Consider the following 26900-nt stretch of genomic DNA (forward strand, 5'->3'; position numbering starts at 1 on the left):
CCCGGGCTTGACCCGGGACCGGTGCGGGTTCTTCAGGCTCCAGCTTTCCGGCAGGCACTCTCGCGGCTTCGCATTGGCCAGCGGTCCCGGGTCGTGCCCGGGACGACGAGGGCCAGCCCTTGAAACAAGTTCAGGATGACGGGATTTAGGGAAGAGCCATGCCCCCCGATCTCGTCCCCATTGCCTCCGACCGGATCAGTGCGGCGATCAACCCGCTGGGGGCGGAGCTGTGGTCGCTGCGCGACGGCGCGGGGCGCAACTACCTGACCGATGCCGATCCGGCCTTCTGGACCGGCCATGCCCCGCTGTTGTTCCCGATCGTCGGCGCGCTGAACGGCGGAACCTACCGGCTGGGCGCCTGCGAATATGCCCTGCCCAGGCACGGCTTTGCCCGGACCAGCCGCTTCGCGCTGGTCGCCCACGATGCCGCCTCGGCCACCTTCCGGCTCACCGACAGCCCGGAAACCCGCGCCTCCTGGCCTTTCGCCTTCCAGCTCGACATGGTCTTCACCGCCGAGGGCGACACGCTGCGGACGGAGGCGCGGGTGACCAACCCCGACACCTGCCCGCTGTGGTTCAGCTTCGGGTTCCACCCGGCCTTCGCCTGGCCGCTGCCGGGCGGCGCGGCCAGGGAGGCGCACCGCCTGGTCTTTGCCGATTGCGAGCCCGAACCCGTCCGCCGGCTCGATCCGGCCAGTGGGCTGGTCCTGCCCGGACCGCAGCCCACGCCCGTCGATGGCGACACCCTGGCGCCAACGCCCGCCCTGTTCGAGTCCGATGCCCTGATCATGGACGGCCTGCGAAGCCGGCGCTGCACCTGGGGGGCGCCCGGCGGCAGCCGGCTGGAACTGCACTTCCCCGACAGCCCCATGCTGGGCATCTGGCAAAAGCCCGGCGCGGCCTTCCTGTGCATCGAGCCGTGGCAGGGGCTGGCCGACCCGGTGGGCTTTGCCGGCGATTTCCGGGTCAAGCCGGGCATGGTGGAGCTGGATGGCGGCGGAACCTGCCGCTTCCGGATGGACCTGCGCGTGATCCCCGGCTAGGCGCCGGGGCGCCATGACCGCTCACGCCACACGCCGTACCTTCGCCATCATCTCGCACCCCGACGCGGGCAAGACCACGCTGACCGAAAAGCTGCTGCTCCAGGGCGGCGCGATCCACCTTGCCGGCGAGGTCAAGGCGCGGGGCCAGGCGCGGCGCGCGCGCTCGGACTGGATGAAGATCGAGCAGCAGCGCGGAATCTCGGTCACCAGCTCGGTGATGACCTTCCAGAAAGACGGCATTACCTTCAACCTGCTCGATACGCCGGGCCACGAGGACTTTTCCGAGGATACCTACCGCACGCTGACCGCGGTCGATTCGGCGATCATGGTGATCGATGCGGCCAAGGGCATCGAGCCGCAGACCCGCAAGCTGTTCGAGGTCTGCCGGATGCGCTCGGTGCCGATCATCACTTTCGTCAACAAGGTGGACCGCGAGGGCCGCTCGCCGTTCGAGACGCTCGACGAAGTGGCCGATGCCCTCGCGCTCGATGTCGTACCGATGGCCTGGCCGGTGGGCCTGGGCGGCACCTTCCAGGGCGTGCTGGACTTCGCCACTGGCCTGGTCAGCCGCCCGGAGGGTGACAGCCGCGAATTCCTCGGCAAGCGCGAGGAGATGGCGCTGCCGGCCGAAGTGGCCGACGAGGTGGAGCTGGCCCGGGGCGGCTATCCCGAGTTCGATCTGGCCGCCTATCGCCATGGCGACCTGACCCCGGTCTATTTCGGATCGGCGCTCAAGAACTTCGGGGTTGCCGAACTGATCGACGCGATCGCCCGCTTCGCCCCGCCGCCGCGCCCGCAGCAGTCCGACCAGGGCGAGATCACGCCCGACCGCGCCGACGTGACCGGCTTCGTGTTCAAGGTCCAGGCCAACATGGACCCCCAGCACCGCGACCGGATCGCCTTCATGCGGATGGTCTCGGGCACCTTCAAACGGGGCATGAAGCTGACCCCCTCGGGCCTCGGCAAGCCGATCGCGATCCATTCGCCGATCCTGTTCTTCGCCCAGGACCGCGAGATCGCCGACACCGCCGAGGCCGGCGACATTATCGGCATTCCCAACCACGGCACCCTGCGCGTGGGCGATACCCTTAGCGAGCGCAACGACGTGCGCTTCACCGGCCTGCCCAATTTCGCGCCGGAAATCCTGCGCCGCGTCGCGCTCAAGGACCCGACCAAGACCAAGCAGCTGCGAAAGGCGCTCGACGACCTCAGCGAGGAAGGCGTGATCCAGGTGTTCTACCCGGAGATCGGCGCGCAGTGGATCGTCGGCGTGGTCGGCCAGTTGCAGCTCGACGTGCTGATCAGCCGGCTGGAGGCGGAATACAAGGTGGAAGCCATGCTGGAAGCCTCGCCGTTCGACACCGCCCGCTGGGTCAAGGGCAGCGACGGGGCGTTGAAGGACTTCGCATCGTTCAACATGGGCAACCTGGCCAAGGACCGCGACGGCGACCCGGTGTTCATGGCCCGCTCGGCCTGGGACGTCAGCTACCAGCAGGAACGCAACCCCGAGCTCACCTTCAGCGCCACGAAGGAGCGTTGAAGCCGTTTGCATCGGGCTTGCAACCGCGTTGCAACGCCTCACAATGGCCCGATGGACCTGACCTTCGCCTCCTACAACATCCACAAGGCGGTCGGCCTTGACCGGCGCCGCGATCCCGAGCGGATCATGGCGGTGCTGCACGAGATCGGCGCCGACGTGGTCGCGCTCCAGGAGGCCGACCGGCGCTTCGGCGACCGGCAGAGCGTCATCCCGCGCCAGCTGATCGAGGACCATGGCCACTGGCAGGCGGTGGCGCTGGGCCAGCGGCCGGATTCGATCGGCTGGCACGGCAATGCCCTGCTGGTGCGGCGCGGGCTGGCGGTGATCGAGGCCGATATCGTGCCGTTGCCCACGCTGGAGCCGCGCGGAGCGGTGCGGGTGGACCTGGCGAGCGGCGGGCGGCGGGTGCGGGTGGTGGGGATGCACCTCGACCTTTCGGGCCTGCGCCGGCGCCAGCAGGTCCGCACCGTGCTGGCCCACGTGGAGGTCTGCGGCGAGCCGGCGCCCACCGTGCTGATGGGCGATTTCAACGAATGGTCGCGCGGCGCCGGGTGCCTGCGCGAATTCCATCACGAGCGCTGGCGGGTGCTGGCGCCCGGCCGCAGCTTCCCCAGCCGCCGGCCCCTGGCCATGCTTGACCGGATCGTCGCCTCGGCCCACTGGGCCTGCGGCGAAAGCGGGGTGCACCACAGCGCGCTGGCGGCGCGGGCCTCGGACCACCTGCCGGTCTTTGCCCGGATGAGCCTGCCTGAATTTTAGGCAGTTTGCCCGAGATTCGAGCGAAATGCGGCGGCAGGGCGTGACCTGGCCGCGACAGTCCTGCGGAATCCCGACCGAATGGCAAACTGGCACGCTCCTTGCGGAACCCTCCCTGCCGGCATCGGGTCCGGTAGGCTCTAGGGGGCAGGGATGAAATTCATCATCGCCATCATCAAGCCGTTCAAGCTCGACGAGGTTCGTGAAGCCCTCGGCGCCGTAGGCGTCGCCGGGATGACCGTTTCCGAGGTCAAGGGCTTTGGACGCCAGAAAGGCCAGACGGAAATCTACCGCGGCGCCGAATACTCCACCAATATGCTGCCCAAGGTGAAGATCGAGATCGCAGCGGCCGACGACCTCGCGCCGCAGATCGTCGAGACGATCCAGCAGGTCGCCAGCACCGAGGCCATCGGTGACGGCAAGATCTTCGTGCTCGACCTGGCTGAAGCCGTGCGGATCCGCACCGGCGAGGCCGGCGACACCGCGCTGTAACCGGCAGGAGGGACACCACCATGATCCGTAAACTCGCTTACGGTGCCGGCGCGATCGGAGCTTCGCTCTTCGCCGCCACCACCGCCTTTGCCCAGAGCACCGCCGCCGCGGCAACCGAGGCCGCTACCGCAGCGGCCTCGACTGCCGCCGCGGCCGCCACCACTGCGACCAGCACCCTGATTGCCGCGCCGACCGATACGGCGGCGATGGTCAACAAGGGCGACACCTCGTGGATGCTGATCTCGTCGGCCCTCGTGCTGATGATGTCCATCCCGGGCCTCGCGCTGTTCTACGGCGGCCTTGTTCGCACCAAGAATATGCTCAGCGTGTGTATGCAGGTGTTCATGATCGTCGCCATCGCCGGCCTGGTCTGGGCCTGCTGGGGCTACTCGCTGGCCTTCACCGGCGGCTCCACGCCGTTCATCGGCGGCCTGTCCAAGGCCTTCCTGGTGGGCGTCACCGCCAGTTCGAACGCGGCGACCTTCTCGAACAACGTCTACATCCCCGAACTGGTCTACATGGTCTTCCAGATGACCTTCGCGATGATCACCCCAGCCCTGATCGTGGGTGCCTTCGCGGAACGGGTGAAGTTCACGCCGCTGATGATCTTCATGGTCCTGTGGATGACCGTGGTCTATTTCCCGATCGCCCACATGGTGTGGTACTGGGCCGGCCCGGACTTCCTTTCGGCCAACCCCTCGGACGCGGGCTACCTGTTCCAGATGGGCGCACTCGACTTCGCGGGCGGCACCGTGGTCCACATCAACGCAGGGATCGCCGGTCTTGTCGGCTGCCTGATGATCGGCAAGCGCGTCGGCTTCGGCCGCGAGGCCACCCCGCCGCACTCGCTGACCATGACCATGATCGGCGCCTCGCTGCTGTGGGTGGGCTGGTTCGGCTTCAACGCCGGCTCCAACCTTGAAGCCAACGGCGTGACCGGCGTGGCCTTCGTCAACACCATGCTCGCCACCTGCGCGGCCGCCGTCTCCTGGTCGGTGATCGAACAGCTGCACCACGGCAAGCCCTCGATGCTGGGCGGTGCCACCGGTGCGGTTGCCGGCCTCGTCGCCATCACCCCGGCCTCGGGCTTCGGTGCGCCGATGACCTCGATCGTCCTGGGCCTGCTGGTTTCGCCGATCTGCTACTTCTTCGTCAGCGTGGTGAAGAACAAGCTGAAGTACGACGACACGCTCGACGTGTTCGGCGTGCACTGCATCGGCGGCATCTTCGGCGCCATCGCCACCGGCATCGTTGCCGACCCGGCGCTCGGCGGACAGGGCTTCTTCGACTACACGAAGTTCCCCGCCGTCCCGGGTGCCTACGACATGGCCGCCCAGGTGGTCATCCAGATCAAGGCCGTGGTTCTGACGCTGGTCTGGTCGGGTGTCGGTTCGGCCGTGCTCTACTTCGTGGTCGACAAGCTGTTCGGCCTGCGTCCGACCGAGGAAGCCGAGCGCGAAGGGCTCGACATCACCGAGCACGGCGAACGCGCCTATAACTACTGACCAAAGTTTGACGGGACCGGAGGACCCTTCCTCTCCTCCCCTTCGGTCCCGCCATCCCTCGTTCCTCCTGTGAACGCAAACTCAAGCCCGGAGCCAGCCGCTCCGGGCTTTTTTTGATGGCTTGCCCGCGCCCGGCCCGCCTGCCACATCGAGCCGATGGAGGGGCGCGAGTGCACAGCGACGTGATCGTCACCATCGGCCGGGCGGAATTGCTGAACCTGGGAACGGCGCTGGCGCTGGGGCTGTTGGTGGGCATCCAGCGCGGCTGGGTCCAGCGCAAGGCGGCGCCGGGCACGCGGTTTGCCGGGGTGCGGACCTTCGGCCTGTTCGGGCTGGCCGGCGGCATCGCCGGGGTGGCCCAGCCCCTGGCCCCGGCGCTCGCCTTCGTGGTCCTGGTCGCCGCCGCCGCACTGGTGGTGCTGGGCTACTGGCGCACCAGCCGGCCCGACGCCGCCCCGGCCGGCGCCGCTTCCGTGAGCGGGACCAGCGGCATCGCCGAGGTGCTGACCATGGCCTGCGGCTACCTGGCCGGCAGCGGCGCCCTCGCCGTGGCGACCGTGGCCACCGGCGCAATCATCGCCGTGCTGTCGCTGCGTGGCGCCCTGCATCGCCTGGTCCGCAGCCTTGACGAGCGCGAGATGCTGGCGATCGGCCGCTTTGCCCTGATCGCGCTGGTGGTGCTGCCGCTGCTGCCCGATACGCCCTTCGGCCCCTTCGGCGCCTGGCGGCCGCGCCAGTTGTGGCTGGTGGTGGTGCTGGTCTCGGGCTTTTCCTTCGCCGGCTATCTCGCCGCCAAGTGGCTGGGGCCGGCGCGCGGCCTGCTCGCCATGGCGGCCAGCGGATCGCTGGTTTCCTCCACCGCGGTCACCGCCGCCATGGCCGGCCGCCACCGCGCGGGGCACGACGATCCCGATCTGCTCAATGCCGCCATCGCCCTGGGTTCGGCGGTGATGTTCGTGCGGGTGATGCTGCTGACGGCGGGCCTGGCCGGTTTTGCCCTGCCCACCCTGGCCGTGGCCGCCATTCCCGGCATGGCAGTGAGCCTGCTGGCGGCAGCCTGGTTGCGGCGGCGGGCCGGGCCACTGGCATCGGCGCCAGGCCCGGTGGAGGTACGCAACCCCTTCGATCTCGCGCCCGCGCTGATGATGATGGCGATGGTGATGGCCTTCACCCTCGCCGCCCGATGGGTCCTGGCCACATGGGGCAACCGCGAGCTGGCCGTGGTCCTGGCGATCACGGGAACTATCGATGTCGATTCGGCGATAATCACCATGGGCAGCCTGCCGGGCGGAACGCTGAGCCCGCGCATGGCCGGGCTGGTGCTGGTGCCCCCGGTGGTGCTGAACTCGCTGTTCAAGGCGGGCGTGGCCGTGACGGTCGGCGGCTGGCGGCGCGCCTGGCCGGGGGCCATGGCCCTGCTGGCGGCGGTGGCGGCGGCGGTGGCTGGGCCGGTGGTTTTGCTGATGGCAGGTTAGAAGGGGTTCGCGCAGAGACGCGAAGGAACAAAAGAGACGCAGAGAGGCTGCGGTTCATCCGCGCAGCGGCTTCCATCTTCGGCGTCGAAATTGGCCAGCGGCATCGCCGCAAAGCGCAACGCCCCTGCGTCTCCCGTTCTTCCTGCGCGAAACATCCTTGCCCCTCCACCACCCGCTAGCCGCAGGGCAGGTTATCCTGAGCGGCCGGCCTGCCGGCCAGCCGAAGGGCGGGCGATCCCCCTCCCCATTTGTCCTGCGGAAACGTGGGGAGGATCTGGGGATCAATGCCCCGCTTGCGGGCCGCGTTCGAGACCGGAGGCGGCGAGCTGGGCGTCGATCTGGGCCATCAGGCGATCCAGCCCGGCCTGGTCGAGGCTTTCGGCGCGGGCGACGAGGACATCCTGGGTGTTGGAGGCGCGCAGCAGCCACCAGCCATCGGCCGTATCGACGCGCACGCCATCGGTATCGTTGACCGTGGCACCTGAGGCGGCGAGGCGGGCCTTGACCTCTTCAACCACCGCGAACTTGCGGCTCTCGTCCACCTGGAAGCGCAGTTCAGGCGTGTTGACCATCGCCGGCATGGCGCCGCGCAGCTCGGTGACCGACTTGCCCAACCGCGACGAGGCGGCGATCAGGCGAATCGCGGCATAGAGCGCATCGTCAAAGCCATAATAGTCGTGCGCGAAGAACACGTGCCCGCTCATCTCGCCGGCCAGCGGGGCGCCGGTTTCCTTCATCTTGGATTTGATCAGGCTGTGTCCGGTTTTCCACATAAGCGGCTTTCCACCAAGCGCTGACACCTGGTCGAATAGAGCCTTCGAGGCCTTCACATCCGCGATGATCGTGGATCCCGGCACCTGGCGGAGCAGATCCTCGGCATAGATCATGAGCAACTGGTCCCCCCAGATAACCCGGCCCTCGCCGTCGATGGCGCCAATCCGGTCACCATCGCCGTCAAAAGCCAAGCCAAAATGGAGGTTCTTTGCCGCGACCAGCGCCTTCAGGTCTGCAAGGTTCTTTTCCTCGGTCGGGTCCGGATGGTGGTTCGGGAAAGTCCCGTCGACTTGGGTGAAAAGCAGATGATGTTCGCCGGGAAGCTTTTGCGTGAGCAGTTCGACCGCGGGACCAGCCGCGCCGTTGCCGGTGTCCCAGCCGATCCGCAGGGCATCCAGGTTGCTGGCCGGGATGCCCGCCAGCCCCTCGACCAGCCGATCAACGTATTCGACCAGGATCTCGCGGCTCTCGGCCTGGCCCTGGCCGTCGAGCCAGTCTCCGGCGGCGGCCATTTCGCCCAGTTTCAGGATGTCCGCGCCAAAGAACGGGCGGCCCATAAATACCATCTTGAAGCCATTGTAATTGGCGGGATTGTGGCTGCCAGTTATCTGAATGCCGCCCTGCACATCTTCCATTGAGGCTTCGGCATAATAGAGCATCGGGGTTGGCCCCATGCCCACGCGGACCACGTCGATGCCCGAGCCGGTGATCCCCTCCACCAGAGCGTGCTCCAGCATGGGCGAGCTGACCCGCCCATCATAGCCCACCGCCACCTTCGTTCCGCCGGCCCGCCGCAGCAGGGTTGCGAAGCCGCGACCGATCGCGCGGGCATCTTCGGCCCCGAGGGTTTCGCCGATGATCCCCCGGATGTCGTATTCGCGCAGGACGGTCGAGTGGAACTGATGGGTCACGCAGTTACTCCAGCAATAGGCGACCCAGTCCAGTAGAACCTGGTCGTGATCTCATGCAAGCCAGTCTCGCGCGGGGGGCGCGTCTGGCGAGGCAGTACCGGGCCAATCAGCCCCGGTAAACGTCAGTCCCGCGACAGGTCGGCAAGCAGCAGGTCGCGCGCGGCATTCGCCTCGTGGACCTGGTCGGTGGTGCCGCCACGATCGGGGTGGACCACGGCGACAAGGCGCTTGTGGGCAGTAATGATGTCGATCCGGTTGGCATCGCGCCCGACCCCGAGCAGGGCACGGGCGCGCGCCCTGGCCGACGAACGGCCAGGACCGAAGGGTAGTTCCCAGCCCGCCAGTTGCCCCATGACCTGCCAGGGCCAGCGGCCGATGGCCATCCGGCACAGCACGCTGGCCACGGCGAGAAGGAACAGCAGGCGGGCCATGCGGGGCGGCTCAGCCGGCGGCGGCGAGTTGCGGCTGCGGCCGGTCCGCGCCGACCGGCGGCAGGTTCAGCCCGGCCACGAGCTGGCGCAGTTCCTGCCGCGCGACAAGGTGGCTGGTGCCCAGTTCGCCCAGGTGCCCCTTGTCGAGCAGGGTCAGCCCCGAGGGGAACAGTTCGCGGTAGATCACCCGCTCCGACAGACCCTGGGCGACGCGGAAGCCGACCCGGCGCGACAGCTCGCCCAGCGCCTGGTCAAGCCGGCGCATATTGCGCGCCTCCACGTGCTGGGTGCGGTTGCGGACAACCACCCAGTCCATCTCGCGCCGGGCCTCGCGGATCGTGGCGAGGGCGCGCTTCTTGCGGGCCTCCCAGATCAGCTCGGCATAGAAGGACAGGCGGCGGACCTTGAAGGTTTCCGGATCGACCTGGCCGATGAGGTCGAAATCGACGAAACTGTCGTTCAGCGGGGTCACCAGCGTATCGGCGGTGACCGCGGCCTGGCGGGCGAAGGGATCGTCCTTGCCGGGGGTGTCGAACAGCAGGTAATCGGCGCCTTCGCTCATCTGCGCGGCGAGATCGTCCAGTTCCTCGGGCGTGGTGCCGTTGAACACGGCGAAGCGGGCGATCGGCAGGTCGATCTCGCGGCGGCGCAGGGTTTCGGCGCGGTTCTCCATGTAGCGATGGAGCGTGCGCTGGCGCGGATCGAGGTCGATCGCGGCGACGCGGGCGCCCTGGTAGGCCAGCGCGATGGCAATGTGGACCGCCGTGGTCGACTTGCCGGTGCCACCCTTTTCGTTGGCGAAGACGATGCGGTGCGGGACGGATGCGGTCACTGTGATCGGCGCCTTTGGCTACGCGGGAAATCGGCTCGGGAAATTGTCGGCAGCCCTTCGGCCCGCTAGGGCTTGAAGGACATGGGGTTCAATGCCCGCAGTTTAGAGCAAGGGGAAGCCGAGGTGCAAACCGTCAATCGCATTGATCCACTGCGCGATGCGGTGGCGGCCCTGCGCGCCGATGGCGCGGTGGCCCTGGTGCCGACCATGGGCGCCCTGCACGAAGGCCACCTGACCCTGGTGCGCGCGGCAAGGCGGCAGGCCGCCCACGTGGTGGTCTCGATCTTCGTCAACCCGCGCCAGTTCGGCCCGAACGAGGATCTGGCCGCCTATCCCCGCCAGCTCGCGGCCGACAGCGCGCTGCTGGAAGCCGAGGGGGTGAGCCTGCTGTGGGCGCCTGAGGCTTCGGCCATGTATCCGGCCGGCTATGCCACCAATATCTCGGTGAGCGGGGTGAGCGAGGGGCTGTGCGGCGCCAACCGGCCAGGCCATTTCGATGGCGTGGCAACCGTGGTGTGCAAGCTGTTCAACCAGGTCCGCCCCGACCTTGCCCTGTTCGGCGAGAAGGACTGGCAGCAACTGGCGGTGATCCGCCGCATGGCCCGCGACCTCGATCTGGTGCGCCCCCATGTGGACCGGATCCTGGGCGTGCCGACCGTGCGCGAGGCCGATGGCCTGGCGATGTCTTCGCGCAACGCCTACCTCACCCCGGCCGAGCGCGAGGCAGCCGCCGCCCTGCCCCGCGCGATGCGCGCGGCCATCGCGGCGATCGCCGGCGGGGCTGCGGTGGAGGCGGCGCTGGCCGGGCTGGAACAGGCGCTGCTGGGCGCGGGCTTCGCCTCGGTGGACTACGCGCAGCTGTGCGATGCCGATTCGCTGGCGCCGCTGGCCAGCCGCGGAACGGCGCCCGCCCGGCTGCTGGTGGCCGCGCGGATCGGCAAGGCCCGGCTGATCGACAATATGGCGGCGTGATCGGGCCGGGCCTGTCGGAATTTTACAAGTGTCTCCCCCGGTCGCCACAGTAACGGCTGTTTCCTTGGCGGCGATTTCAGCGTAATCGTTGACACAGGCGTTTCCATTGCGTCGGCCCATGCGGCCCGGGCGCAAGCAAGGGGGTTGAACCGATGAAGAAGCTGATTTTCGGCCTGGTGGCGGCAAGCGCCCTGGCCACTACGGCACCGGCTTTCGCGACCGACAAGGGTTCGTCGAGCCACCAGCGCGAACAGCGCGAGATGCAGCAGATCCCGCAGTGCACCCGCAAGCTGGGCACCGTGGCCATTGTCGAGCCTGACAACCAGTGGTGGCGCGAATTCAACCTCGGCAGCCCCGAGGCGATCATCAAGGTCTTCGTCCAGCAGTCGGGCTGCTTCGGCCTGGTCAACCGTGGCCGCGCGATGCAGAGCCGCGCGATGGAACGCGCCATGGCCGACAGCGGGGAGCTGCAGTCCGGCTCGAACCTGGGCCGCGGCCAGGTCAAGACCGCTGACTACTACATCGAGCCCGATATCGTTCAGGGCAACAAGAACTCGGGCGGCACCAACATCGGCGGGATGCTGGGCGGGATCGGCGGCGGCCTGTTCGGGCGTGGCTTCGGCGCGGTCGTCGGCGGGATCAACATCAAGAAGAGCGAGGCCAGCGTGACCCTGTCGGTGGTCAACGCCCGCACGACCGAGGAAGAGGCGCTGGTCCAGGGCTATGCCCGCAAGTCCGACGTCTCGTTCGGCGGTGGCGGCGGCGGCCTGTTCGGCGGCGGCACCTTCGCGGCGGCCGGTGCCGGCGGCTACCAGGACACCGCGATCGGCCAGGTCATCGTGCTCGCCTATCTCGACGCCTATACCAAGCTGGTCACCCAGCTTGGCGGCCTGCCCGCCAATGCGGCGGCGGCGGCGCCCCAGGCCAAGTAAGCCCCTTACCGGGCGCGGATCGCAACACCGAAGGGCGCCGGGCAACCGGCGCCCTTTTCGCATCCCGGCGCCGATCGGCTCACGGCGCGTTTGTCATCCGGCGGGGGGCAGGGCATAGCTTCGGCCCGACAGCGGCGCGCAAGGACCAGCGACCATGAGCGAACCCGGCCTCCACCCCTCGATCTGCCGCTTCTGCACCGTGGGCTGCCCGGTCATGGTGGAAGTGGCCGAGGGGCGCGCGGTGCGGGTCAGCGGCAACCGCAACAGCCCGACCTATTTCGGCTTCTGCTGCGCCAAGGGCCAGGCCGCGCCCGAGCAACTGGCCCATCCCGACCGCCTGCTGACCTCGCAAAAGCGCGATGCGGACGGCGTGTACCGGCCAATTTCGGCCGAGCAGGCGATGGACGAGGTGGCGGCGCAGATCCGCCGCTCGGTCGACCAGTGGGGGCCGGACAGCGTCGCCATCTATGTCGGCACCTACAGCGCCTGCTACCCGGCGGTGGGGCCGTTTGCCGGCGCGCTGCTCGAAGCGCTGGGTTCGCGCATGATGTTCAGCCCCAACACCATCGACCAGCCCGGCAAGGACATTGCCGCCGCGCTGCTCGGCGGCTGGGAAGCCGGGCCGCAGATGTTCACCGGCTCCGACGTGTGGCTGGTCGTCGGCGGCAATCCGCTGGTCTCCTATTCCAACAGCCTGCCCGGCCAGAACCCGGCCCGCCGTCTGACCGACGCGCTGCGCCGGGGCATGAAGCTGATCGTGATCGATCCGCGCCGCACCGAAACGGCGGCGCGCGCGCATATCCACCTCCAGCCCCGCCCCGGAGAAGATGCCGCGATCCTGGCCGGAATGATCCGGATCATCCTGACCGAAGGCCTGGAGGATGCCGCGTTCCTGGCCGAGAACGTGGCCGGGCTGGATGCCTTGCGCGCCATGGTCGAGCCGTTCACCCCGGCGCTGGTCTGCGCCCGCGCGGGCCTGGCCGAGGCCGACCTGATCGCTGCGGCGCGCACCTTCGCCCGGGGGCCGCGCGGCCTGGCCGTGGGGGTGACGGGGATCAACTTCTCCGGCCGGTCGAGCCTCGCCGAATACCTGGTCCAGGTGCTCAACACCATCTGCGGCCGGTTCATCCGGGCGGGCGAGCCGATCGTGACCCCCGGCGTACTCCTGCCGCGCGCCGCGCCCCGCGCCCAGCCCCGCCCCCCGCGCCCGGCGCGCGACCTGGGCTACCGCATGGCCTCGCGCGGGCTGGGGGCCAGCGCGGCCGGCCTGCCCACCGCCGCCGCCGCCGAGGAGATGCTGGCCGGGCGGATCAAGGTGCTGATCTCGATCGGCGGCAATCCGGTGGCGGCCTGGCCCGATCACCCCAAGGTCCTGGCCGGGCTGGAGGCGCTTGACCTGTTCGTGCAGGTGGACATCCGGATGTCGGCAGCGGCGCGCCTTGCCCACCATGTCATCGCCGCCAAGGCCGGCTTCGAGGTGCCCACCGCCTCGGTCGCGCGCGAGAGCCTGGAGCGGGGCAATCCGGTCCACGGCAATATCGATACCTTCGGGATGTATGCGCCGGCGCTGGTGGAGCCGCCGCCAGGTTCGGACCTCGTTGAGGAATGGGAGTTCCTCTACGGCCTTGCCCAGCGCCTGGGCCTGCCGCTGAGCCTGCGCTTTCCCGGCGGCACCAAGGGCACGGCCCGGGAATCACGCCCCCCGATCAACGTGGACATGGCGGTGCGGCCCAGTTCCGATGCGGTGCTGGAAATGCTGACCGCCGGCTCACGCATCCCGCTGGCCGAGGTGAAGGCCCACCCCGATGGCGCGCTGTTTCCCGAAGAGGTGCTGGCCGCGCCGAAAAGCCCCGACTGCACCGCCCGGATGCAGGTGGGCGATGCCGCGATGATGGCCGAACTGGCCGAGGTTCTGGCGGAACCGGATCCGGTCGAGGAGGCCTTTCCCTTCCTCCTGGTCAGCCGGCGCATGGCCCATGTCTACAACTCTTCGGGCCACGACCTGCCCCTGCTGCGGCGCAAGGGTACCCCGTTCAATCCCGCCTTCATCCACCCGGACGACCTGGCCGCGCTGGGCGTGGAACCGGGCGATCGGGTGGTGGTGGCATCGCGGCACGGCGAGGTCGAAGCGCTGGCCGAGGCTGATCCCTCGCTGCGGCGCGGGGTCATCGCGATGACCCACGCCTTTGGCGGCCTGCCCGGCGATGGCACGTCCTACCGCGAAGTGGGCAGCAACATCGCCGCGCTGATGGACGTGGCCGACGGCTTCGACCGCCATTCCGGCATTCCGCGGATGAGCGGCCTGGCCGTGCGGGTGACCGTGGGGCCGCCGGAAGGCTGACAGGCACAAAAAAGGACCCGCTTGCGCGGGTCCTTCCTTGCCATTGTTCCGGATCACGCCGGAACCGGCGGCGCATCAGCTCCCGAAGCGGTAGCGCAGACGCATACCATACATCCGCGGTTCGCCGAGGCTGTTCGACACGTGGCCAGCGGCGGTGCGATTGTCATTCGCGGTGATCACGTACTTCTCGTTCAGGAGGTTGGTGGCGAAGACCGAAAGATCGACCGGGGCGCCGGCGACCGAGTTCCAGGTCAGGTTGGCATTGACCAGTTCGGTCGAAGGCAGCGTACCAAACACGCCGGTCGTGTAGTCGTAGTCAGACGTATAGGTGTAGCTCGCGGAGACCGAGAGCTGGCCCATGCCTTCCGGCACCGGCAGGCGCAGGGTCGCCCCGCCGATGAACTTGTGACGCGGCGTGACCGGGAACCGGCTGCCAACCGTCGCCAGGCTGCGGATGATGTCATACTTGCCATAGGGCGACGGGACGGCGCCCACCGCCAGAATCTTGGTGTCAAGCAGGGCATAGCTGGCATCGAAGGTCAGGAACGGGATCGGGGTGATCGAGGCATCGACCTCGAGACCCTTGACCCGCGACTTGCCGACGTTGACCGCGACCACGGTCGACCCGACCGCGCCGGTCGAGCTGGCGAAGGCCGTGATCAGCTGCATATTCGACAGCTTGTTGTAGAACCCGGCGATGTTGAAGGTGCCGCGCACCGGCCCGTCGAAGCTGGCCTTGAGACCGGCCTCGTAGGCATCGATCCGCTCTGGCTGCCAGGTTTCGTAGCCGATCGGGGCGTTGGCGCTGTAGGCGCCCTGGCGATAGCCGCGCGAATACTTGGCATAGACCATCACCTGGTCGATCGGCTTGTAGTCAAGGCTGAGCAGCCAGGTCGGCGCCTTGTTCTTGACCGAGCCGCTGACGGTGCAGCCATTGGCCAGCACCGCGTCGTCCACCGCCTGGCTCGCCCCGCTGATCGCGCAGACATAGGGCACCGCCCCGGGCGCCAGCGCGACGCCCGTGATGCTGGCCGGCGCGCCGGCGGCGGTGAAGAAGTAGTTGCGAAGCGTGCCTCCGCCCGAGGTCTTGTCCCAAGTGTAGCGGATGCCGGCCGTGGCGTTGAGGCCGGGCGCCAGCTTGTAGGTGCCCTGGGCGTAGACGCCCACGTTCTCGAAGCTGGTATAGGTGGTGGAGAACGACGAGTTGCCGGTGCGCCGGCCGGTGAAGGTCCGCAGCACGTCCTGGCACACCGTGGTCGCGGTGCAGGAGATCAGGTTCTGCGCGCCGCCGCCGACGTTCGCCTTCATCGGCCGGCTGGTTTCGTAATAGGCGCCGGCCTGCCAGGTCAGCGCGTCACCCGCCGAGCCCTGCAATTGCAGCTCGTTGGTGAAATTCCACTGGTTGCCCGCGCCGCTCGGCGAGCTGGACAGCGCGCTGTAGCTGAAAGTGCGGCCTTCCAGACCCGCCGTGCTGATCTGCGCGGTGCCCGCGGCATTGGGCAGGGTGCCCGAGGGGATCCGGTAGAACCCGCCCTGGAGCGAGGCCTGGATGAACGAGGTGATCTGGCCGTAGCTCGAGATATTCTTGATCCGCAGGCTGTCATTGGCCTGGTAGGTCATCGTGTTGATGATCTGCCACTGCTCGAGGATGCTGCGCGGATCGGGATCGACGTTCTGCGCGGTCCAGAACCCTTCGCCGGCCTGGCGGGCCAGCTGCTGGTTGCACAGCGCCAGCAGGGTCTGGTTGGTGGTGGAACAGGCCGCCACCTTGGCGATCGGCCCAGTATCGTGCGACTTCGAATAGGACACGATCGTGTAGTTCTCGAGGTCCGGCGTCAGGTCGACGACCAGGCTGGCCCGCAGGGCGAAGGTATCGACGTTGGCGAGGCGGTCGGGGCCAACGCCGGAAACGTTCTTGATGTAACCGTCGCGCTTGTTCCAGTCGGCGCCAATCCGCAGGCGCGCGATGTCGCTGAGCGGGACGTTGACCACGCCCTGGAGCCGGGTCTGGTTGTAGTTCCCGTAAGTCCCCTCGACATAGCCCTCGAAGCGGTCCTTCGGCTTCTGGGGCACGAGCAGGATGGCGCCGCCGGTGGTGTTGCGGCCGAACAGGGTGCCCTGCGGCCCCTTCAGCACCTGGACGTTCTGGAGATCGAAGAACGAGCCGGGGCCGGCGCCGTCGCCGACCGAGGAGCCGCCATTGCCGCCGCGCTGGGCGACCACGTCGGCGAAATAGATGCCGACCGCCGCCGAGGTCCGCAGGTCCTGGCGGAAACCGCGCACAGCGAAGGTGGTGTTGTTGGTGCCGAAGCGGTTATCCGCCTGGAGCGACGGGGTGTAGGTCGCGAGGTCCGAGGCGTTGTTGACGTTGCGCTTGGCGAGATCTTCCTGGGTATAGGCCGTGATCGCGATCGGCACGTCCTGGAGGCGCTCCTCGATGCGCCGGGCGGTAACGATGATGTCGTTGCTGACCCGGGCACCCTCGCCGTCGGCGGTCTGCGCCTGGGCAGTCCCGGTCAGGCCGGCCACGGTCGAAACCAGCAGCAGTGCCTTGGCGACGTTCATTTTCATAAGCCCCTCCCTACTTTCACCTGACGTGAAATCCTCGCGCACGCTATTGTTCGGATGTTGCGTTTGGCGCGTCAATTTTTTTGAATTCGTACACCACAGATGGCAACCTCGCAATCTACTGCCGCTGGGCGCCCGCAACATTGCGACGAGACGCGAGGCGCCGCCAAAATCGCGGTTTTTCAGCATAATACCCTCCACCAACAGGGTCCACCGCCGGGGGCCATGCGCCCGGGCGCGCCAGATCCTCACGGCGTGTGATGCAAATGCCACACAGCGTATCCGGACCCCACGGCCACCGTTTCGCGGGAACGCGCCCGTGGTCAGACCGATTGCCGGCGCGGTTCAGTGACCGGGGAAATCCATTAGCGCTTCGACCTTGATCCCGGCGTCGCGCAGCCGGGCGGCACCGTGGAGATCGGGCAGATCGATCACGAACAGGGCATGGGTGACGATCGCACCGGCCCGGCGGAGGAGCTCGGCCGCGGCGAGGGCGGTGCCGCCGGTGGCGATGAGATCGTCAACCAGGACCACGTTCTGGCCGGGTCGGATGGCCTGGGGATCGATCTCGAGCCGATCGCGCCCATATTCCAGTGCATAGTCCACACCGATGGTAGGCACCGGCAGCTTGCCGGGCTTGCGAACGGGCAGGAAGCCCAGTTCGAGCCGCGCCGCAACGGCCGCGCCGAAGATGAAGCCGCGGGCCTCCATGCCGGCGACCAGATCGGCGCCACCGGACCGGGCGCGCTCCGCAAGATGGCCGACGCAGGCGGCAAGGCCCGCGCCATGGCCGATCAGGGTGGTGATGTCGCGGAACAGGATGCCCGGCTCGGGAAAGTCCGGAACAGTTCGGACGAGAGCCTTCAGGTCATCGGGGGTCATGGGAGGCTTCCACGGCGAGCGGAGTGCGAGGTAGCCCGCGATTGCTTCGCCGCGCTCGCGATGACGAAACGGTGGGGATCAACGAAAAGGCCCCCCGCATCGGCTGATGCGAGGGGCCTGATCCGGTTGCCAAGGTCTGGACCTCGGGGACGGAAAGGCTCAGTGGCCCTTCTTTTCCGCCCAGACGTTGCGGTAAGCCATATAGGCGAGAACCGTGGCGAAGAGCAGGAAGCCCAGCACTGCCCAACCCGTCTGCTTGCGCTTGTCGAGCTTGGGTTCCGCGGTCCAGATCAGGAAGGCCGAGACGTCCTTCGCCATCTGGTCAACCGTGGCCTTGGTGCCATCCGTGTAGGTCACCTGGTCATCCGCGGTCAGCGGCTGCGGCATCGCGATGTTGAGGTTCGCGAAATAGGGGTTGTAGTGCAGGCCTTCCGGGGTCTTCGCATCGGGGAACTGCTTGAGCAGTTCGGCCGGCTGCTGGGCATAGCCCGTGAGCAGCGAGTAGACGTAGGCCGGGCCTTCGTGGCGCGCCTTGGTGACCAGCGAGAGGTCCGGCGGCACGCCCTGGCCGGCATAGACGACCGGCGGGAAGTGATCCTTGGCCAGGCCTTCGTGGGTCTTCACCTCGCCGGTGGCGGGATCGTAGACCGGGATCTGGTAGCCCTTGGCGATCGCCTTCACTTCGTCATCGTTGTAGCCGATCGCCTTCAGGTCGCGGAAGGTGACGTGCTTGAGCGAGTGGCAGTTGGCGCAGACTTCCTTGTAGACCTTGAAGCCACGCTGGAGCTGCTGGTTGTCGAACCGGCCGAAGGCGCCGTTGGAAGCGAATTCGACTTCCTTGGGATGCTTGTGGAACACCGATTCCACGGTGTGGGGCAGACCGTCGTGCGACAGGGCGACACCGCCGAGCACCAGCGACCACGCCAGCGCGACCGTGAAGAACAGCCCGACGAGAATGGACAAGATGCGGATCATGGGTCTCTCTCTTTTCCGTCTCGTGGGTCAGTGGGCCGGGACGGCGGCGGGAGCCAGGGCAGCGCCTTCATCCTTGCCGAGGACAGCCTCGGTGATGGAGAATGGCAGCGGCGCCGGGCGTTCGATCGCCGAGACGATCGGCACGATGATCAGGAAGTGCGCGAAGTAGTAGATCGCGGCGAGCTGGCTGATCATCACGTAGGGTTCGGCCGCCGGGGCACCGCCGCAGTAGCCCAGGATCGCGGCATCGACCACGAGCGCCCAGAAGAACTTGCGGTAGAGCGGACGATAGGTGGCCGAGCGGACCGGCGAACGATCGAGCCAGGGCATGAAGAACCACACCAGGATCGCGCTGAACATGGCGAGCACGCCCATCAGCTTGGCCGGGAAGAACAGGAAGTCCTGGGTGAAGGCGCGCAGGATCGCGTAGAACGGCCAGAAGTACCATTCGGGAACGATGTGCGCCGGGGTGCTCATGGCATTGGCCGGGATGTAGTTATCCGGGTGGCCCAGGCTGTTGGGGAAGAAGAACAGCACCGCGCAGTAGCCGATGAGGAACACGCCCAGCCCGAAGCCGTCCTTCGCCGTGTAGTACGGGTGGAACGGAACCGTATCGCTCTCGCTCTTCACTTCGACGCCGGTCGGGTTCGACGAACCGGGAATGTGCAGCGCCCAGATGTGCAGCACGACGACCGCGGCGATCACGAAGGGCAGCAGGAAGTGGAGCGAGAAGAAGCGGTTCAGCGCGGCATTGTCAGGCGCGAAGCCGCCGAGCAGCCAGGTCTGGATCGGTTCGCCGACCAGCGGGATCGCGCCAAACAGGCCGGTGATGACCTTGGCGCCCCAGAACGACATCTGGCCCCAGGGCAGCACGTAGCCCATGAAGGCGGTGGCCATCATCAGCAGGAAGATCACCACGCCGAGCAGCCAGATCATCTCGCGCGGGGCCTTGTACGAGCCGTAGAAGAAGCCGCGGAAAATGTGGACATAGACGACGACGAAGAAGGCCGAGGCACCGTTGGCGTGCGCGTAGCGCATCATCCAGCCCCAGTTCACGTCGCGCATGATGTGTTCGACGCTGTCAAACGCCACGCCGGAGTTGGCGGCGTAGTGCATGGCGAGGATCACGCCGGTGACGATCTGCAGCACGAGGCAGAAGCCCGCCAGCACGCCGAAGTTCCACGCATAGTTGAGGTTGCGCGGAACCGGGTAGCCGGCGCCGATGGCGTTGTAGACGAAGCGCGGCAGCGGCAGCTTTTCGTCCAGCCACTGCATCAGCGGCGCTTGCGGCTTGTATTCGTTGGCCCAGGGGAAGCTCATGACGGTCTACCTCAGCCGATCTTCACGACAGTGTCGGAGGTGAAAGCATATTCCGGAACCTGGAGGTTCTTCGGCGCGGGGCCTTTGCGGATGCGGGCGGCGGTATCATAGGCGGAGCCATGGCACGGGCAGAAATACCCGCCGAATTCGCCCTTCACCTCACCCTCGCCGGCGCCAAGCGGCACGCAGCCCAGGTGGGTGCAGACACCCATGGTGATGAGCCAGTTTTCCTTGCCCGCCTTGGTCCGCTCCTTGAGGGTCTGCGGATCGCGCAGGGTCGAGACGTCAACCGCCTCGGCCTCGGCGATTTCCTTCGGGGTCAGGTTCCGCACGAAGACCGGCTGCTTGCGGAACACCGCCTTGATCGCCTGGCCCGGCGCAATCGCGCTGATGTCCAGCTCGGTCGAGCTTTCCGCCAGCACGTCGGCCGAAGGCGACATCTGGCTGATCAGCGGCAGCAGCGTGACAACGCCGCCGACACCCGCCGCGCTGACCGCGGCAATGTTGATGAAATCGCGCCGACGCACCCCTTCCCCGCCTTCGGGGAGAACGGCCTCAGTGCCCGCATGGTCTGACATGGTGAACCTTGCCTTGCTCTAACGGCCCGCGACCGGCCAATTTCCGCCTGCCACGAACCTCAATCCGTTGCGGTCGTGCAACCCGGAGACCCCCCAAAGCGCGCAAACAAGCGGCGCAATTCAGCCGTCCCCGGAACCGACTTGGCGCGCTGATAGACGCGAAACCATGCCCTGCCAACCGCCTTTTTGCGTGTGGGTGGCCACGCCCCGGACCAGCGCCTGGCAACCCGTCAGCCCGGCGGGGGCGGCAGGGAAATCGCGGAAATCTGCCGGCCATAGGCCGCCTCGTGGCGGTGGGTGGACCGCCGGAAGGAGAAATAGCGGTGTTCTTGCGAATAGGTATCAAGGCCGAGCCGCTCGACCGCGCCGATCCCGGCATGGACCAGCCGGCGCGCCAGATAGCCGGGCAGGTCGAACTGCCAGTGGCCCTCGCGGCCCGCGCCGAAGCACCCGGCATTGCCCGCATCGGCCGCGACGAACCGCGCGCGAAAGGCCTCGTCCACCTCGTAGGAGGACTGGGCGATGCACGGACCGATCGCCGCGGCGATGCGATCGGGCCGGGCGCCGAGCGCGACCATCGCGGCCAGCGTCGCATCGGTGACCCCGGCCAGCGCGCCCTTCCACCCGGCATGGGCCGCGCCCACCACGCCGGCCGCGCGGTCGGCGAAGAGGACCGGCGCGCAATCGGCGGTGAGCACGCCAAGCAGCAGGCCGGGGCGGTCGGTCACCAGGGCATCGGCCTCGGGCCGGGCGTGGTCGTCCCACGGCTCGGTCACGGTCACGCAGCGCGCGGAATGGACCTGGTAGAGCCCGACCAGCCGCGCCCCGGGCGCCACGGCTTCAGCGGCCCGCCGGCGGTTTTCGCGGACCGCCGCCTCGTCGTCGCCCGAGCCCAGGCCAACATTGAGCGAGGCGGCCACCCCGGTGGAGACGCCGCCGGTGCGCCCCAGGAAGCCGTGCGGGAAGGCCGCCAGCCCTTCGGCCCGGGCGATGTCGATCGGGGCAATGTCGATCGGCGCAATGTCGATCGGATCGTTGGCGTTCTGGTCGGGGCCGGTCATCGGCTGTGGCTCATCCCAGGCTCCGCATGACCTGCTCGCGGGTATCGCGCGAGAGGGCCGGGGCGGCGGCGATCCGTTCCAGCTCGGCGCGCATCCTCGCTGCCCGGCCGCCCTCGATCCGCCGCCAGCGCCCCAGCGGCGAGACGAAGCGCGCCGCTGTCTGGGCATTGAGCGGATCGAGCGCGAGGATCAGGTCGGCCACGATCCGGTAGCCCTCGCCGCTGGCATCGTGGAAGGCATGGGGGTTGGCGGCAAGCGCCATGTAGAGCGAGCGCACCCGGTTGGGATTGGCGAGGGCAAAGTCGGGATGGCTCGCCAGCGCCCGGACGTGATCGAGCGCGGCAGGATGGAGGGAGCCTGCCTGAAGCGTGAACCACTTGTCGATCACCAGGGCATTGCCGGCATGGCGGGCGTGGAAATGGGCGAGCTTTTCGGCTCGCAGCGGGGTTTCCAGCCCGCACAGGACCATCAGCGCGCCCTGGCGGTCGGTCATGTTGTCGGCCGCGTCATATTGGGCGGCGGCGAGGCGCGCGGCCTCTTCGGGCAGGCCGGCGGCGAGGTAGACCAGCGCCTGGGTCTTGACCTTGCGGGCGCCGCGCGCGGCGGCCTCGCGCGAATAGGGGACGGCGCTGGCCCGCTGGTGGAGGGCGCGCAGGCGATCGGCGAGGGTGGTGGCGAGCCAGGCCTTGAGCGCTTCGCGTTCCTGCCAGATCGCGGTGGGATCGGCCACGCCGAACTGCTCGGCCAGATAGCCTTCGCCGGGCAGGACCAGCAGCTCGCCGCGCATCAGGTCATCCAGCGAGCCATCGTCGAGCACGGCGGCAAGCGCCTGGCCGATCGCCTCGCGGCCAGCCGCGCGCGAGGCGGCATCGAGCCGGCCATCGACCGCCGCCACCAGGTGCCGCACGATCAGGCTCTGCAGGGCTTCGTAGCGGGCGAAGGGATCGTCGTCGCGGGCGGCCAGGAACAGCAGGTCGTCCGGCGCCATGTCGGCCTCGATCGCCACGGGCGCCGAAAAGCCGCGGTTGAGCGAGAGCACCGGACAGGTGGCGAAACCCGGGAAGGCGAAGCTGGCCTCGGCGGTATCGAGCACGACCTGCTGTTCGCCCCGGTGCCGGCCGCTCGCGCGGTCGAACAGGGCGAGGCGCAGGGGGATCGGCATCGGCTGCTTGGCCGGCTGGCCGGGGGTGACCGGAACCTCCTGGGCAAGGTGGAGCGTGGCGACATCGCCTTCGTGCGAGAGCCGCGCGGTGACCCGCGGGGTGCCGGCCTGCGAATACCACAGGCGGAACCGGGCAAGGTCCAGCCCGGCCCCCTCCTCGATCGCGCGGACGAAATCCTCGCAGGTCGCCGCCTCGCCGTCGTGGCGGGCGAAATAGAGGTCGGTGCCGGCGCGGAATCGGGCTTCTCCGGCCATGGTCCGCATCATGCGGATCACCTCGGCGCCCTTGTTGTAGACGGTCGCCGTGTAGAAGTTGCTGATCTCCTGGTAGGAATCCGGCCGGATCGGGTGGGCCAGCGGGCCGGAATCCTCGGGGAACTGGGCCGCGCGCAGCACCCGCACATCCTCGATCCGCTTGACCGGCTCGCTCCCCATGGCCGCGCTGAACAGCTGGTCGCGCAGCACGGTGAAGCCTTCCTTGAGGCTCAGCTGGAACCAGTCGCGGCAGGTGATCCGGTTGCCCGACCAGTTGTGGAAATATTCGTGGCCGATCACCCCTTCGACCGCGTCATAATCGCCATCCGTGGCGGTTTCCGGGTCGGCCAGGACATAGCGGGTGTTGAAGACGTTGAGCCCCTTGTTCTCCATCGCCCCCATGTTGAAATCGGCCACGGCGACGATGTTGAACAGGTCGAGGTCGTATTCGCGCCCGAAGGCCGCCTCGTCCCACTTCATCGAGGCGATCAGGCTGTCCATCGCGTGGCCGGTGCGCCCCTCGTCGCCGGGGCGAACCCAGATGTTGAGGGTCACCTCGCGGCCGCTCATCGTGGTGAACCGCTCGGTCCGGGCCACGAGATCGCCGGCGACCAGCGCGAACAGGTAGCTCGGCTTGGGCCAGGGATCGTGCCATTCGGCCCAATGGGTGCCATCGCCATTGTCGCCGCTGGCCACGCAATTGCCGTTGGACAGGAGGATCGGGAAGCGCGCCCTGGCCCCGCTCATCCGCACCCGGTAGATCGAGAGCACGTCGGGCCGGTCGGGGTGGAAGGTGATGCGGCGGAAGCCTTCGGCCTCGCACTGGGTGCACAGCATCCCGCCCGAGGCATAGAGGCCCATCAACTGGCTGTTGGCGGCGGGATTGAGCGCGGTTTCGACCGACACCTCGTGCGCCTCGCCGGCAAGGTCGATCAGCAGGTCCTGGCCGTCCATCCGCCAGGCATTGCTGGGCCGGCCATCGACCATGACCGAAAGCGCGGCGAGGCCATCACCCGAGAGGCGCAGCGGGGAATCGTGGGGGGCACCGGGCGCGCCATCGGGATTGCGCCGCACCGACAGGCGGCTGACCACGCGGGTGGCATCGAGATCGAGCGCGAAATCGAGCGCGACCTCGGGAACCAGCCAGGCCGGGGCGGCATAGTCTTCGCGGCGGATCACCGGTGGCGCGGGCGGGGGCGGCGCGGCATCGGCGGTCTGCGGGTTTTCGGCGGGGTCGGACGGTCTGCTGGCAATATCCATGGGGATACTTCTTAATGGCTGCGCTTCCGATTGCCAGCGGGGCCGCTATGGGAATCGGCAATGCGACGCTTGTTTGTCTTCGGCCTGGGCTATTCGGCCAAGGTCATCGCCGCTCTCGCGCAACGGCGCGGGATCGAGATCGTGTCCACCGGGCGCGACGGCCTGCTCTCCTTCGACGACGAGGGGACCGTGCGGATGGCCCTTGCCGATGCCGATGCGGTGCTGTCGTCGGTCCCGCCATCGGGCGAAGGGCCGGACCCGGTACTGGAGCGCTACGGCGATGCGCTGGGCGGCAAGTGGCTGGGCTACCTGTCCTCCACCGGGGTCTATGGCGACACGGGAGGCGCCTGGGTCGATGAAACGGCGGCACTGGTCGGTTCGGGCGGCACCGGGCGCCGCGCCGCGCGGGCCGAATGTGACGCGGCCTGGCTGGCGCGCGGGGCGCGGGTGCTGCGCCTGCCGGGGATCTACGGCCCGGGCCGCTCGGCGCTCGATCGGGTGCGCCTGGGCAAGGCCCACCGGATCGCGCCCGATCCCGCCGGGCCGGGACAGGTGTTCAGCCGGGTCCACGTCGACGATATCGCCAGCGGGGTCATGGCCGCGCTCACCGCGCCGCCGGGCGCCTACAACCTCGCCGACGACCTGCCGTCGAACCAGAACGCGGTGATCGAGGAGGCCTGCCGCCTGCTCGGCCGGGCGCCGCCGCCGCTGCTCGGGCTGGACGAGGCCGGCCTCTCGGCCCCGGCGCGGGCCTTCTATGCCGAGAACCGGCGCGTGGCCAATGGCAAGGCCCGGCGGGTGCTGGGCTGGCGCCCGCTCCATCCCACCTACCGCGAAGGGCTGCGCGCCGTGCTGGCAACGGGCGGCTAGACCGGCGCGGGAAAATCGGGAATGAGCCGGCGGGGGCGCCGGCGGGTCGCGTGCGGCTCTCGAAAGGAGCATCGGGGAGTGGAAGGACTGGACATCGCGCGGCAGGACCAGGGCCAGGCCGGAGAATACCAGGGTCGCGCGCCCGGCCATGCCGGCCTGGCGCGCCTCACCTGGGTCATGCGCGACACCGCGCAAGGGCCGGTGCGGGTGGCCGAGCACACCCTGGTCCCGCGCGAGCTGGAAGGCCGGGGGATCGCCGGCAAGCTGGTCGACGCGCTGATCGCCGATGCGCGGCAGGAGGGCTTCCGCGTGGATCCGCGCTGCTCCTACGTGGCCGCGCAGTTCCGCCGCCATCCCGAATGGTCCGACCTCCTGGCCTGATCTGCCAGCCGCCCGGCCGCCGTCAGTCGCGGCTGAGCCGCCGGCGGTTGGCGGCGACCTTGCCGCGATAGAAAGCGAGGCTGGCACTGGCCACGGCATGGGGGCTGGTGCCGAGCGCGCCGGTGAGCGCGCGCCAGTGCAGGTCGGCCGCGCTCTCGACCTTTTCCTCCACCATCAGCCGGGCCTCGGCGAGGGCCGCCCCGTCGAGCCGCGCCAGGCGGGCCAGGCGCAGGCCGATCACCGCCGCGCCATCACAGGCGAGCAAGGCACTTTCGGCAGCCAGGGAAATCCAGCGCGAGCCGCACATCGATGACACATCCACTGGCAGGGAGGGAACGGGGGAGATGGCGGAAATGGTGCTGCTGGGGAGGATTGAACTCCCGACCTCAGCCTTACCAAGGATGCGCTCTACCACTGAGCTACAGCAGCACACCATTTCCGCGAGCCGGGGGCCAGAAGCCTGCCGGGCAGGGCGGCGCTATTGGCTGGGGAGGTTCCCCTTGTCAACCGCTGTTTGCCCGCAACCGCTGATTGCCATGCGCGCCGAACCGGCGGACTTTCCCCCGCCGGCGCCCGGCCGGACCGCACCTCTTGCCGCGGCGCCGATCCGGCGGCACAGCACCGGCCATGGCAGGACGTGACGAAATGACCCGCGAGGAGCGGCTGGCCGCGAAGCTGCGCGAGAACCTGCGCCGCCGCAAGGCCCAGGCCCGCGCGCTGGGCGGTAGCGATGGGGGCAATGGGAGCGATGGGGACAACGGGGGCGATGGGGGAGCCGAATCGGGCGAAAGCCTTCCCAAACCGCAACCCAGCCGCTAGGGGCTGCCGCGTGATCTGTCTGTCCGCCTGATGGCGGCGGCGGCGCCGCTGGTGCCGCAAACCTTCGGAGCCAGAACGTGCCGCGCCTGATCCTCGTCCGCCACGGGCAGAGCCAGTGGAACCTCGAGAACCGTTTCACCGGCTGGTGGGATGTCGACCTCACCGCCCAGGGCGAGGCCGAGGCCCGCGCCGCCGGCACCCTGCTGCGCGACAAGGGGATGCTTCCCTCGGTTGCCTTCACCTCGGTCCAGACCCGCGCGATCCGCACGCTCCACCTGGCGCTCGAAGCCGCCGGCCGGGTGTGGATCCCCGAAACCAAGGACTGGCGCCTGAACGAACGCCACTATGGCGGCCTCACCGGGCTCGACAAGGCCGAAACGGCGGCCAGGCACGGCGCGGACCAGGTCAAGATCTGGCGCCGCTCCTTCGACACCCCGCCGCCCGTGCTCGAAGCCGGCGGGCCGTTCGATCTCGCCAGCGATCCGCGCTACGCCGGGATCGCCATCCCCTCGACCGAGAGCCTCAAGGACACCATCGCCCGCGTGCTGCCCTATTACGAGGCCGCAATCGCCCCGGCGCTGAAGGCCGGCGAAACGGTGCTGGTCGCCGCCCACGGCAATTCGCTGCGGGCGCTGGTCAAGCACCTGTCGGGCATTTCCGATGCCGAGATCACCGGCCTCGAAATCCCGACCGGGCAGCCCATCGTCTACGAGCTGGACGCCAACCTCGCCGCGACCGAGCGGTACTATCTTTCGGAGCGCTGAG

General features: G+C 68.5%; 24 protein-coding genes and 1 tRNA gene. 13 read left to right on the forward strand and 12 right to left on the reverse strand.

All coding sequences use genetic code 11. From position 1 onward, the window contains the following. Positions 1-158: 158 nt before the first annotated feature. From ACFOD9_RS11640 to ACFOD9_RS11665, 6 genes are all read left to right on the forward strand, one after another. The gene (locus tag ACFOD9_RS11640; protein WP_379510283.1) at positions 159-1043 is read left to right on the forward strand and encodes an aldose 1-epimerase family protein; all 885 of its coding nucleotides are present in this window, start codon (positions 159-161) and stop codon (positions 1041-1043) included. A 13-nt stretch (positions 1044-1056) separates the two neighbouring features. After that, positions 1057-2583: a peptide chain release factor 3 gene (locus ACFOD9_RS11645; protein WP_379510284.1), complete on the forward strand. Its 1527-nt coding sequence runs from the start codon at positions 1057-1059 to the stop codon at positions 2581-2583. A 51-nt stretch (positions 2584-2634) separates the two neighbouring features. Continuing rightward, the gene (locus ACFOD9_RS11650) at positions 2635-3342 is read left to right on the forward strand and encodes an endonuclease/exonuclease/phosphatase family protein (RefSeq protein ID WP_379510285.1); all 708 of its coding nucleotides are present in this window, start codon (positions 2635-2637) and stop codon (positions 3340-3342) included. A gap of 150 nt (positions 3343-3492) precedes the next feature. Further along, a complete protein-coding gene (locus ACFOD9_RS11655) occupies positions 3493-3831 on the forward strand; it encodes a P-II family nitrogen regulator (protein ID WP_379510286.1) in 339 nt (112 codons plus the stop codon). A 20-nt stretch (positions 3832-3851) separates the two neighbouring features. Then, a complete protein-coding gene (locus tag ACFOD9_RS11660; protein ID WP_379510287.1) occupies positions 3852-5336 on the forward strand; it encodes an ammonium transporter in 1485 nt (494 codons plus the stop codon). A gap of 170 nt (positions 5337-5506) precedes the next feature. Continuing rightward, a complete protein-coding gene (locus tag ACFOD9_RS11665) occupies positions 5507-6811 on the forward strand; it encodes an MgtC/SapB family protein (RefSeq protein WP_379510288.1) in 1305 nt (434 codons plus the stop codon). A 281-nt stretch (positions 6812-7092) separates the two neighbouring features. Here the strand turns inward: ACFOD9_RS11665 and pgmG are convergent, their stop codons facing one another. From pgmG to ACFOD9_RS11680, 3 genes are all read right to left on the reverse strand, one after another. Then, positions 7093-8496, reverse strand: a complete 1404-nt coding sequence (gene pgmG, locus ACFOD9_RS11670) for a phosphoglucomutase/phosphomannomutase PgmG (RefSeq protein WP_379510289.1) — start codon at positions 8494-8496, stop codon at positions 7093-7095. 122 nt (positions 8497-8618) lie between these two features. Beyond that, entirely contained in the window at positions 8619-8927 is a 309-nt protein-coding gene (locus ACFOD9_RS11675) for a molecular chaperone DnaJ (RefSeq protein ID WP_379510290.1), read from the reverse strand. A 10-nt stretch (positions 8928-8937) separates the two neighbouring features. Then, a complete protein-coding gene (locus tag ACFOD9_RS11680; RefSeq protein ID WP_379510291.1) occupies positions 8938-9759 on the reverse strand; it encodes a division plane positioning ATPase MipZ in 822 nt (273 codons plus the stop codon). A 123-nt stretch (positions 9760-9882) separates the two neighbouring features. Here ACFOD9_RS11680 and panC point away from each other — a divergent pair, with 123 nt between their 5' ends. The 3 genes from panC to ACFOD9_RS11695 all read left to right on the forward strand — a co-directional run bounded on the left by panC (position 9883) and on the right by ACFOD9_RS11695 (position 14004). Continuing rightward, positions 9883-10731 carry a pantoate--beta-alanine ligase gene (gene panC / locus ACFOD9_RS11685; protein WP_379510292.1) on the forward strand — a complete coding sequence of 283 codons (849 nt, stop codon included), beginning with the start codon at positions 9883-9885 and terminating at the stop codon, positions 10729-10731. Positions 10732-10883: 152 nt separating this feature from the next. Then, entirely contained in the window at positions 10884-11663 is a 780-nt protein-coding gene (locus ACFOD9_RS11690; RefSeq protein ID WP_379510293.1) for a penicillin-binding protein activator LpoB, read from the forward strand. Between the two features lie 154 nt (positions 11664-11817). Beyond that, the gene (locus ACFOD9_RS11695; RefSeq protein ID WP_379510294.1) at positions 11818-14004 is read left to right on the forward strand and encodes a molybdopterin-containing oxidoreductase family protein; all 2187 of its coding nucleotides are present in this window, start codon (positions 11818-11820) and stop codon (positions 14002-14004) included. Between the two features lie 75 nt (positions 14005-14079). On the opposite strand, the gene ACFOD9_RS11700 is transcribed toward ACFOD9_RS11695, so the two are convergent. From ACFOD9_RS11700 to pepN, 7 genes are all read right to left on the reverse strand, one after another. Next, positions 14080-16569 (reverse strand): TonB-dependent receptor, encoded by a 2490-nt coding sequence (locus ACFOD9_RS11700; RefSeq protein WP_379510295.1) that lies wholly within the window; start codon positions 16567-16569, stop codon positions 14080-14082. A 348-nt stretch (positions 16570-16917) separates the two neighbouring features. Beyond that, positions 16918-17454 (reverse strand): adenine phosphoribosyltransferase, encoded by a 537-nt coding sequence (locus ACFOD9_RS11705; protein ID WP_379510296.1) that lies wholly within the window; start codon positions 17452-17454, stop codon positions 16918-16920. Positions 17455-17613: 159 nt separating this feature from the next. Next, positions 17614-18429 (reverse strand): cytochrome c1, encoded by an 816-nt coding sequence (locus tag ACFOD9_RS11710; RefSeq protein ID WP_379510297.1) that lies wholly within the window; start codon positions 18427-18429, stop codon positions 17614-17616. 27 nt (positions 18430-18456) lie between these two features. After that, positions 18457-19749, reverse strand: a complete 1293-nt coding sequence (locus tag ACFOD9_RS11715; protein ID WP_379510298.1) for a cytochrome b — start codon at positions 19747-19749, stop codon at positions 18457-18459. Between the two features lie 11 nt (positions 19750-19760). Next, positions 19761-20327, reverse strand: coding sequence for a ubiquinol-cytochrome c reductase iron-sulfur subunit (gene petA, locus ACFOD9_RS11720; RefSeq protein WP_379510299.1), 567 nt, complete (start codon positions 20325-20327; stop codon positions 19761-19763). A 230-nt stretch (positions 20328-20557) separates the two neighbouring features. After that, the gene (pgeF, locus tag ACFOD9_RS11725; protein WP_379510300.1) at positions 20558-21388 is read right to left on the reverse strand and encodes a peptidoglycan editing factor PgeF; all 831 of its coding nucleotides are present in this window, start codon (positions 21386-21388) and stop codon (positions 20558-20560) included. Between the two features lie 10 nt (positions 21389-21398). Next, positions 21399-24065, reverse strand: coding sequence for an aminopeptidase N (gene pepN / locus ACFOD9_RS11730; protein ID WP_379510301.1), 2667 nt, complete (start codon positions 24063-24065; stop codon positions 21399-21401). 60 nt (positions 24066-24125) lie between these two features. On the opposite strand from pepN, the gene ACFOD9_RS11735 reads away from it, so the two are divergent. After that, entirely contained in the window at positions 24126-24935 is an 810-nt protein-coding gene (locus ACFOD9_RS11735) for an SDR family NAD(P)-dependent oxidoreductase (protein WP_379510302.1), read from the forward strand. A 78-nt stretch (positions 24936-25013) separates the two neighbouring features. Continuing rightward, complete coding sequence (locus tag ACFOD9_RS11740; RefSeq protein WP_379510303.1) at positions 25014-25316, forward strand: GNAT family N-acetyltransferase; 303 nt, start codon at positions 25014-25016, stop codon at positions 25314-25316. 22 nt (positions 25317-25338) lie between these two features. Here ACFOD9_RS11740 and ACFOD9_RS11745 read toward each other — a convergent pair whose 3' ends face one another. Both ACFOD9_RS11745 and ACFOD9_RS11750 read right to left on the reverse strand, forming a co-directional pair. Then, positions 25339-25623, reverse strand: a complete 285-nt coding sequence (locus tag ACFOD9_RS11745; RefSeq protein ID WP_379510304.1) for a hypothetical protein — start codon at positions 25621-25623, stop codon at positions 25339-25341. Between the two features lie 47 nt (positions 25624-25670). Next, a tRNA-Thr gene (locus tag ACFOD9_RS11750) sits at positions 25671-25745 on the reverse strand. 198 nt (positions 25746-25943) lie between these two features. On the opposite strand from ACFOD9_RS11750, the gene ACFOD9_RS11755 reads away from it, so the two are divergent. Together ACFOD9_RS11755 and gpmA are read left to right on the forward strand one after the other, a co-directional pair. Then, positions 25944-26135 carry a hypothetical protein gene (locus ACFOD9_RS11755; protein ID WP_379510305.1) on the forward strand — a complete coding sequence of 64 codons (192 nt, stop codon included), beginning with the start codon at positions 25944-25946 and terminating at the stop codon, positions 26133-26135. A 77-nt stretch (positions 26136-26212) separates the two neighbouring features. Next, a complete protein-coding gene (gene gpmA / locus ACFOD9_RS11760; RefSeq protein ID WP_379510306.1) occupies positions 26213-26899 on the forward strand; it encodes a 2,3-diphosphoglycerate-dependent phosphoglycerate mutase in 687 nt (228 codons plus the stop codon). Position 26900 lies beyond the last annotated feature (1 nt).

The organism is Novosphingobium bradum (assembly GCF_042646485.1).
GTDB lineage: Bacteria > Pseudomonadota > Alphaproteobacteria > Sphingomonadales > Sphingomonadaceae > Novosphingobium > Novosphingobium bradum.

Excerpts from the sequence above, each read along its gene's own strand:
- pepN (WP_379510301.1), bottom strand. The coding sequence starts at position 24,065 with ATGGATATTGCCAGCAGACCGTCCGACCCCGCCGAAAACCCGCAGACC.
- ACFOD9_RS11710 (WP_379510297.1), bottom strand. The coding sequence starts at position 18,429 with ATGATCCGCATCTTGTCCATTCTCGTCGGGCTGTTCTTCACGGTCGCG.
- ACFOD9_RS11705 (WP_379510296.1), bottom strand. The coding sequence starts at position 17,454 with ATGACCCCCGATGACCTGAAGGCTCTCGTCCGAACTGTTCCGGACTTT.
- ACFOD9_RS11715 (WP_379510298.1), bottom strand. The coding sequence starts at position 19,749 with ATGAGCTTCCCCTGGGCCAACGAATACAAGCCGCAAGCGCCGCTGATG.
- ACFOD9_RS11640 (WP_379510283.1), top strand. The coding sequence starts at position 159 with ATGCCCCCCGATCTCGTCCCCATTGCCTCCGACCGGATCAGTGCGGCG.
- ACFOD9_RS11735 (WP_379510302.1), top strand. The coding sequence starts at position 24,126 with ATGCGACGCTTGTTTGTCTTCGGCCTGGGCTATTCGGCCAAGGTCATC.
- ACFOD9_RS11755 (WP_379510305.1), top strand. The coding sequence starts at position 25,944 with ATGGCAGGACGTGACGAAATGACCCGCGAGGAGCGGCTGGCCGCGAAG.
- ACFOD9_RS11655 (WP_379510286.1), top strand. The coding sequence starts at position 3,493 with ATGAAATTCATCATCGCCATCATCAAGCCGTTCAAGCTCGACGAGGTT.
- ACFOD9_RS11690 (WP_379510293.1), top strand. The coding sequence starts at position 10,884 with ATGAAGAAGCTGATTTTCGGCCTGGTGGCGGCAAGCGCCCTGGCCACT.
- ACFOD9_RS11660 (WP_379510287.1), top strand. The coding sequence starts at position 3,852 with ATGATCCGTAAACTCGCTTACGGTGCCGGCGCGATCGGAGCTTCGCTC.
- pgeF (WP_379510300.1), bottom strand. The coding sequence starts at position 21,388 with ATGACCGGCCCCGACCAGAACGCCAACGATCCGATCGACATTGCGCCG.
- ACFOD9_RS11745 (WP_379510304.1), bottom strand. The coding sequence starts at position 25,623 with ATGTGCGGCTCGCGCTGGATTTCCCTGGCTGCCGAAAGTGCCTTGCTC.
- ACFOD9_RS11650 (WP_379510285.1), top strand. The coding sequence starts at position 2,635 with ATGGACCTGACCTTCGCCTCCTACAACATCCACAAGGCGGTCGGCCTT.
- ACFOD9_RS11695 (WP_379510294.1), top strand. The coding sequence starts at position 11,818 with ATGAGCGAACCCGGCCTCCACCCCTCGATCTGCCGCTTCTGCACCGTG.
- petA (WP_379510299.1), bottom strand. The coding sequence starts at position 20,327 with ATGTCAGACCATGCGGGCACTGAGGCCGTTCTCCCCGAAGGCGGGGAA.
- ACFOD9_RS11645 (WP_379510284.1), top strand. The coding sequence starts at position 1,057 with ATGACCGCTCACGCCACACGCCGTACCTTCGCCATCATCTCGCACCCC.
- ACFOD9_RS11700 (WP_379510295.1), bottom strand. The coding sequence starts at position 16,569 with ATGAACGTCGCCAAGGCACTGCTGCTGGTTTCGACCGTGGCCGGCCTG.
- ACFOD9_RS11675 (WP_379510290.1), bottom strand. The coding sequence starts at position 8,927 with ATGGCCCGCCTGCTGTTCCTTCTCGCCGTGGCCAGCGTGCTGTGCCGG.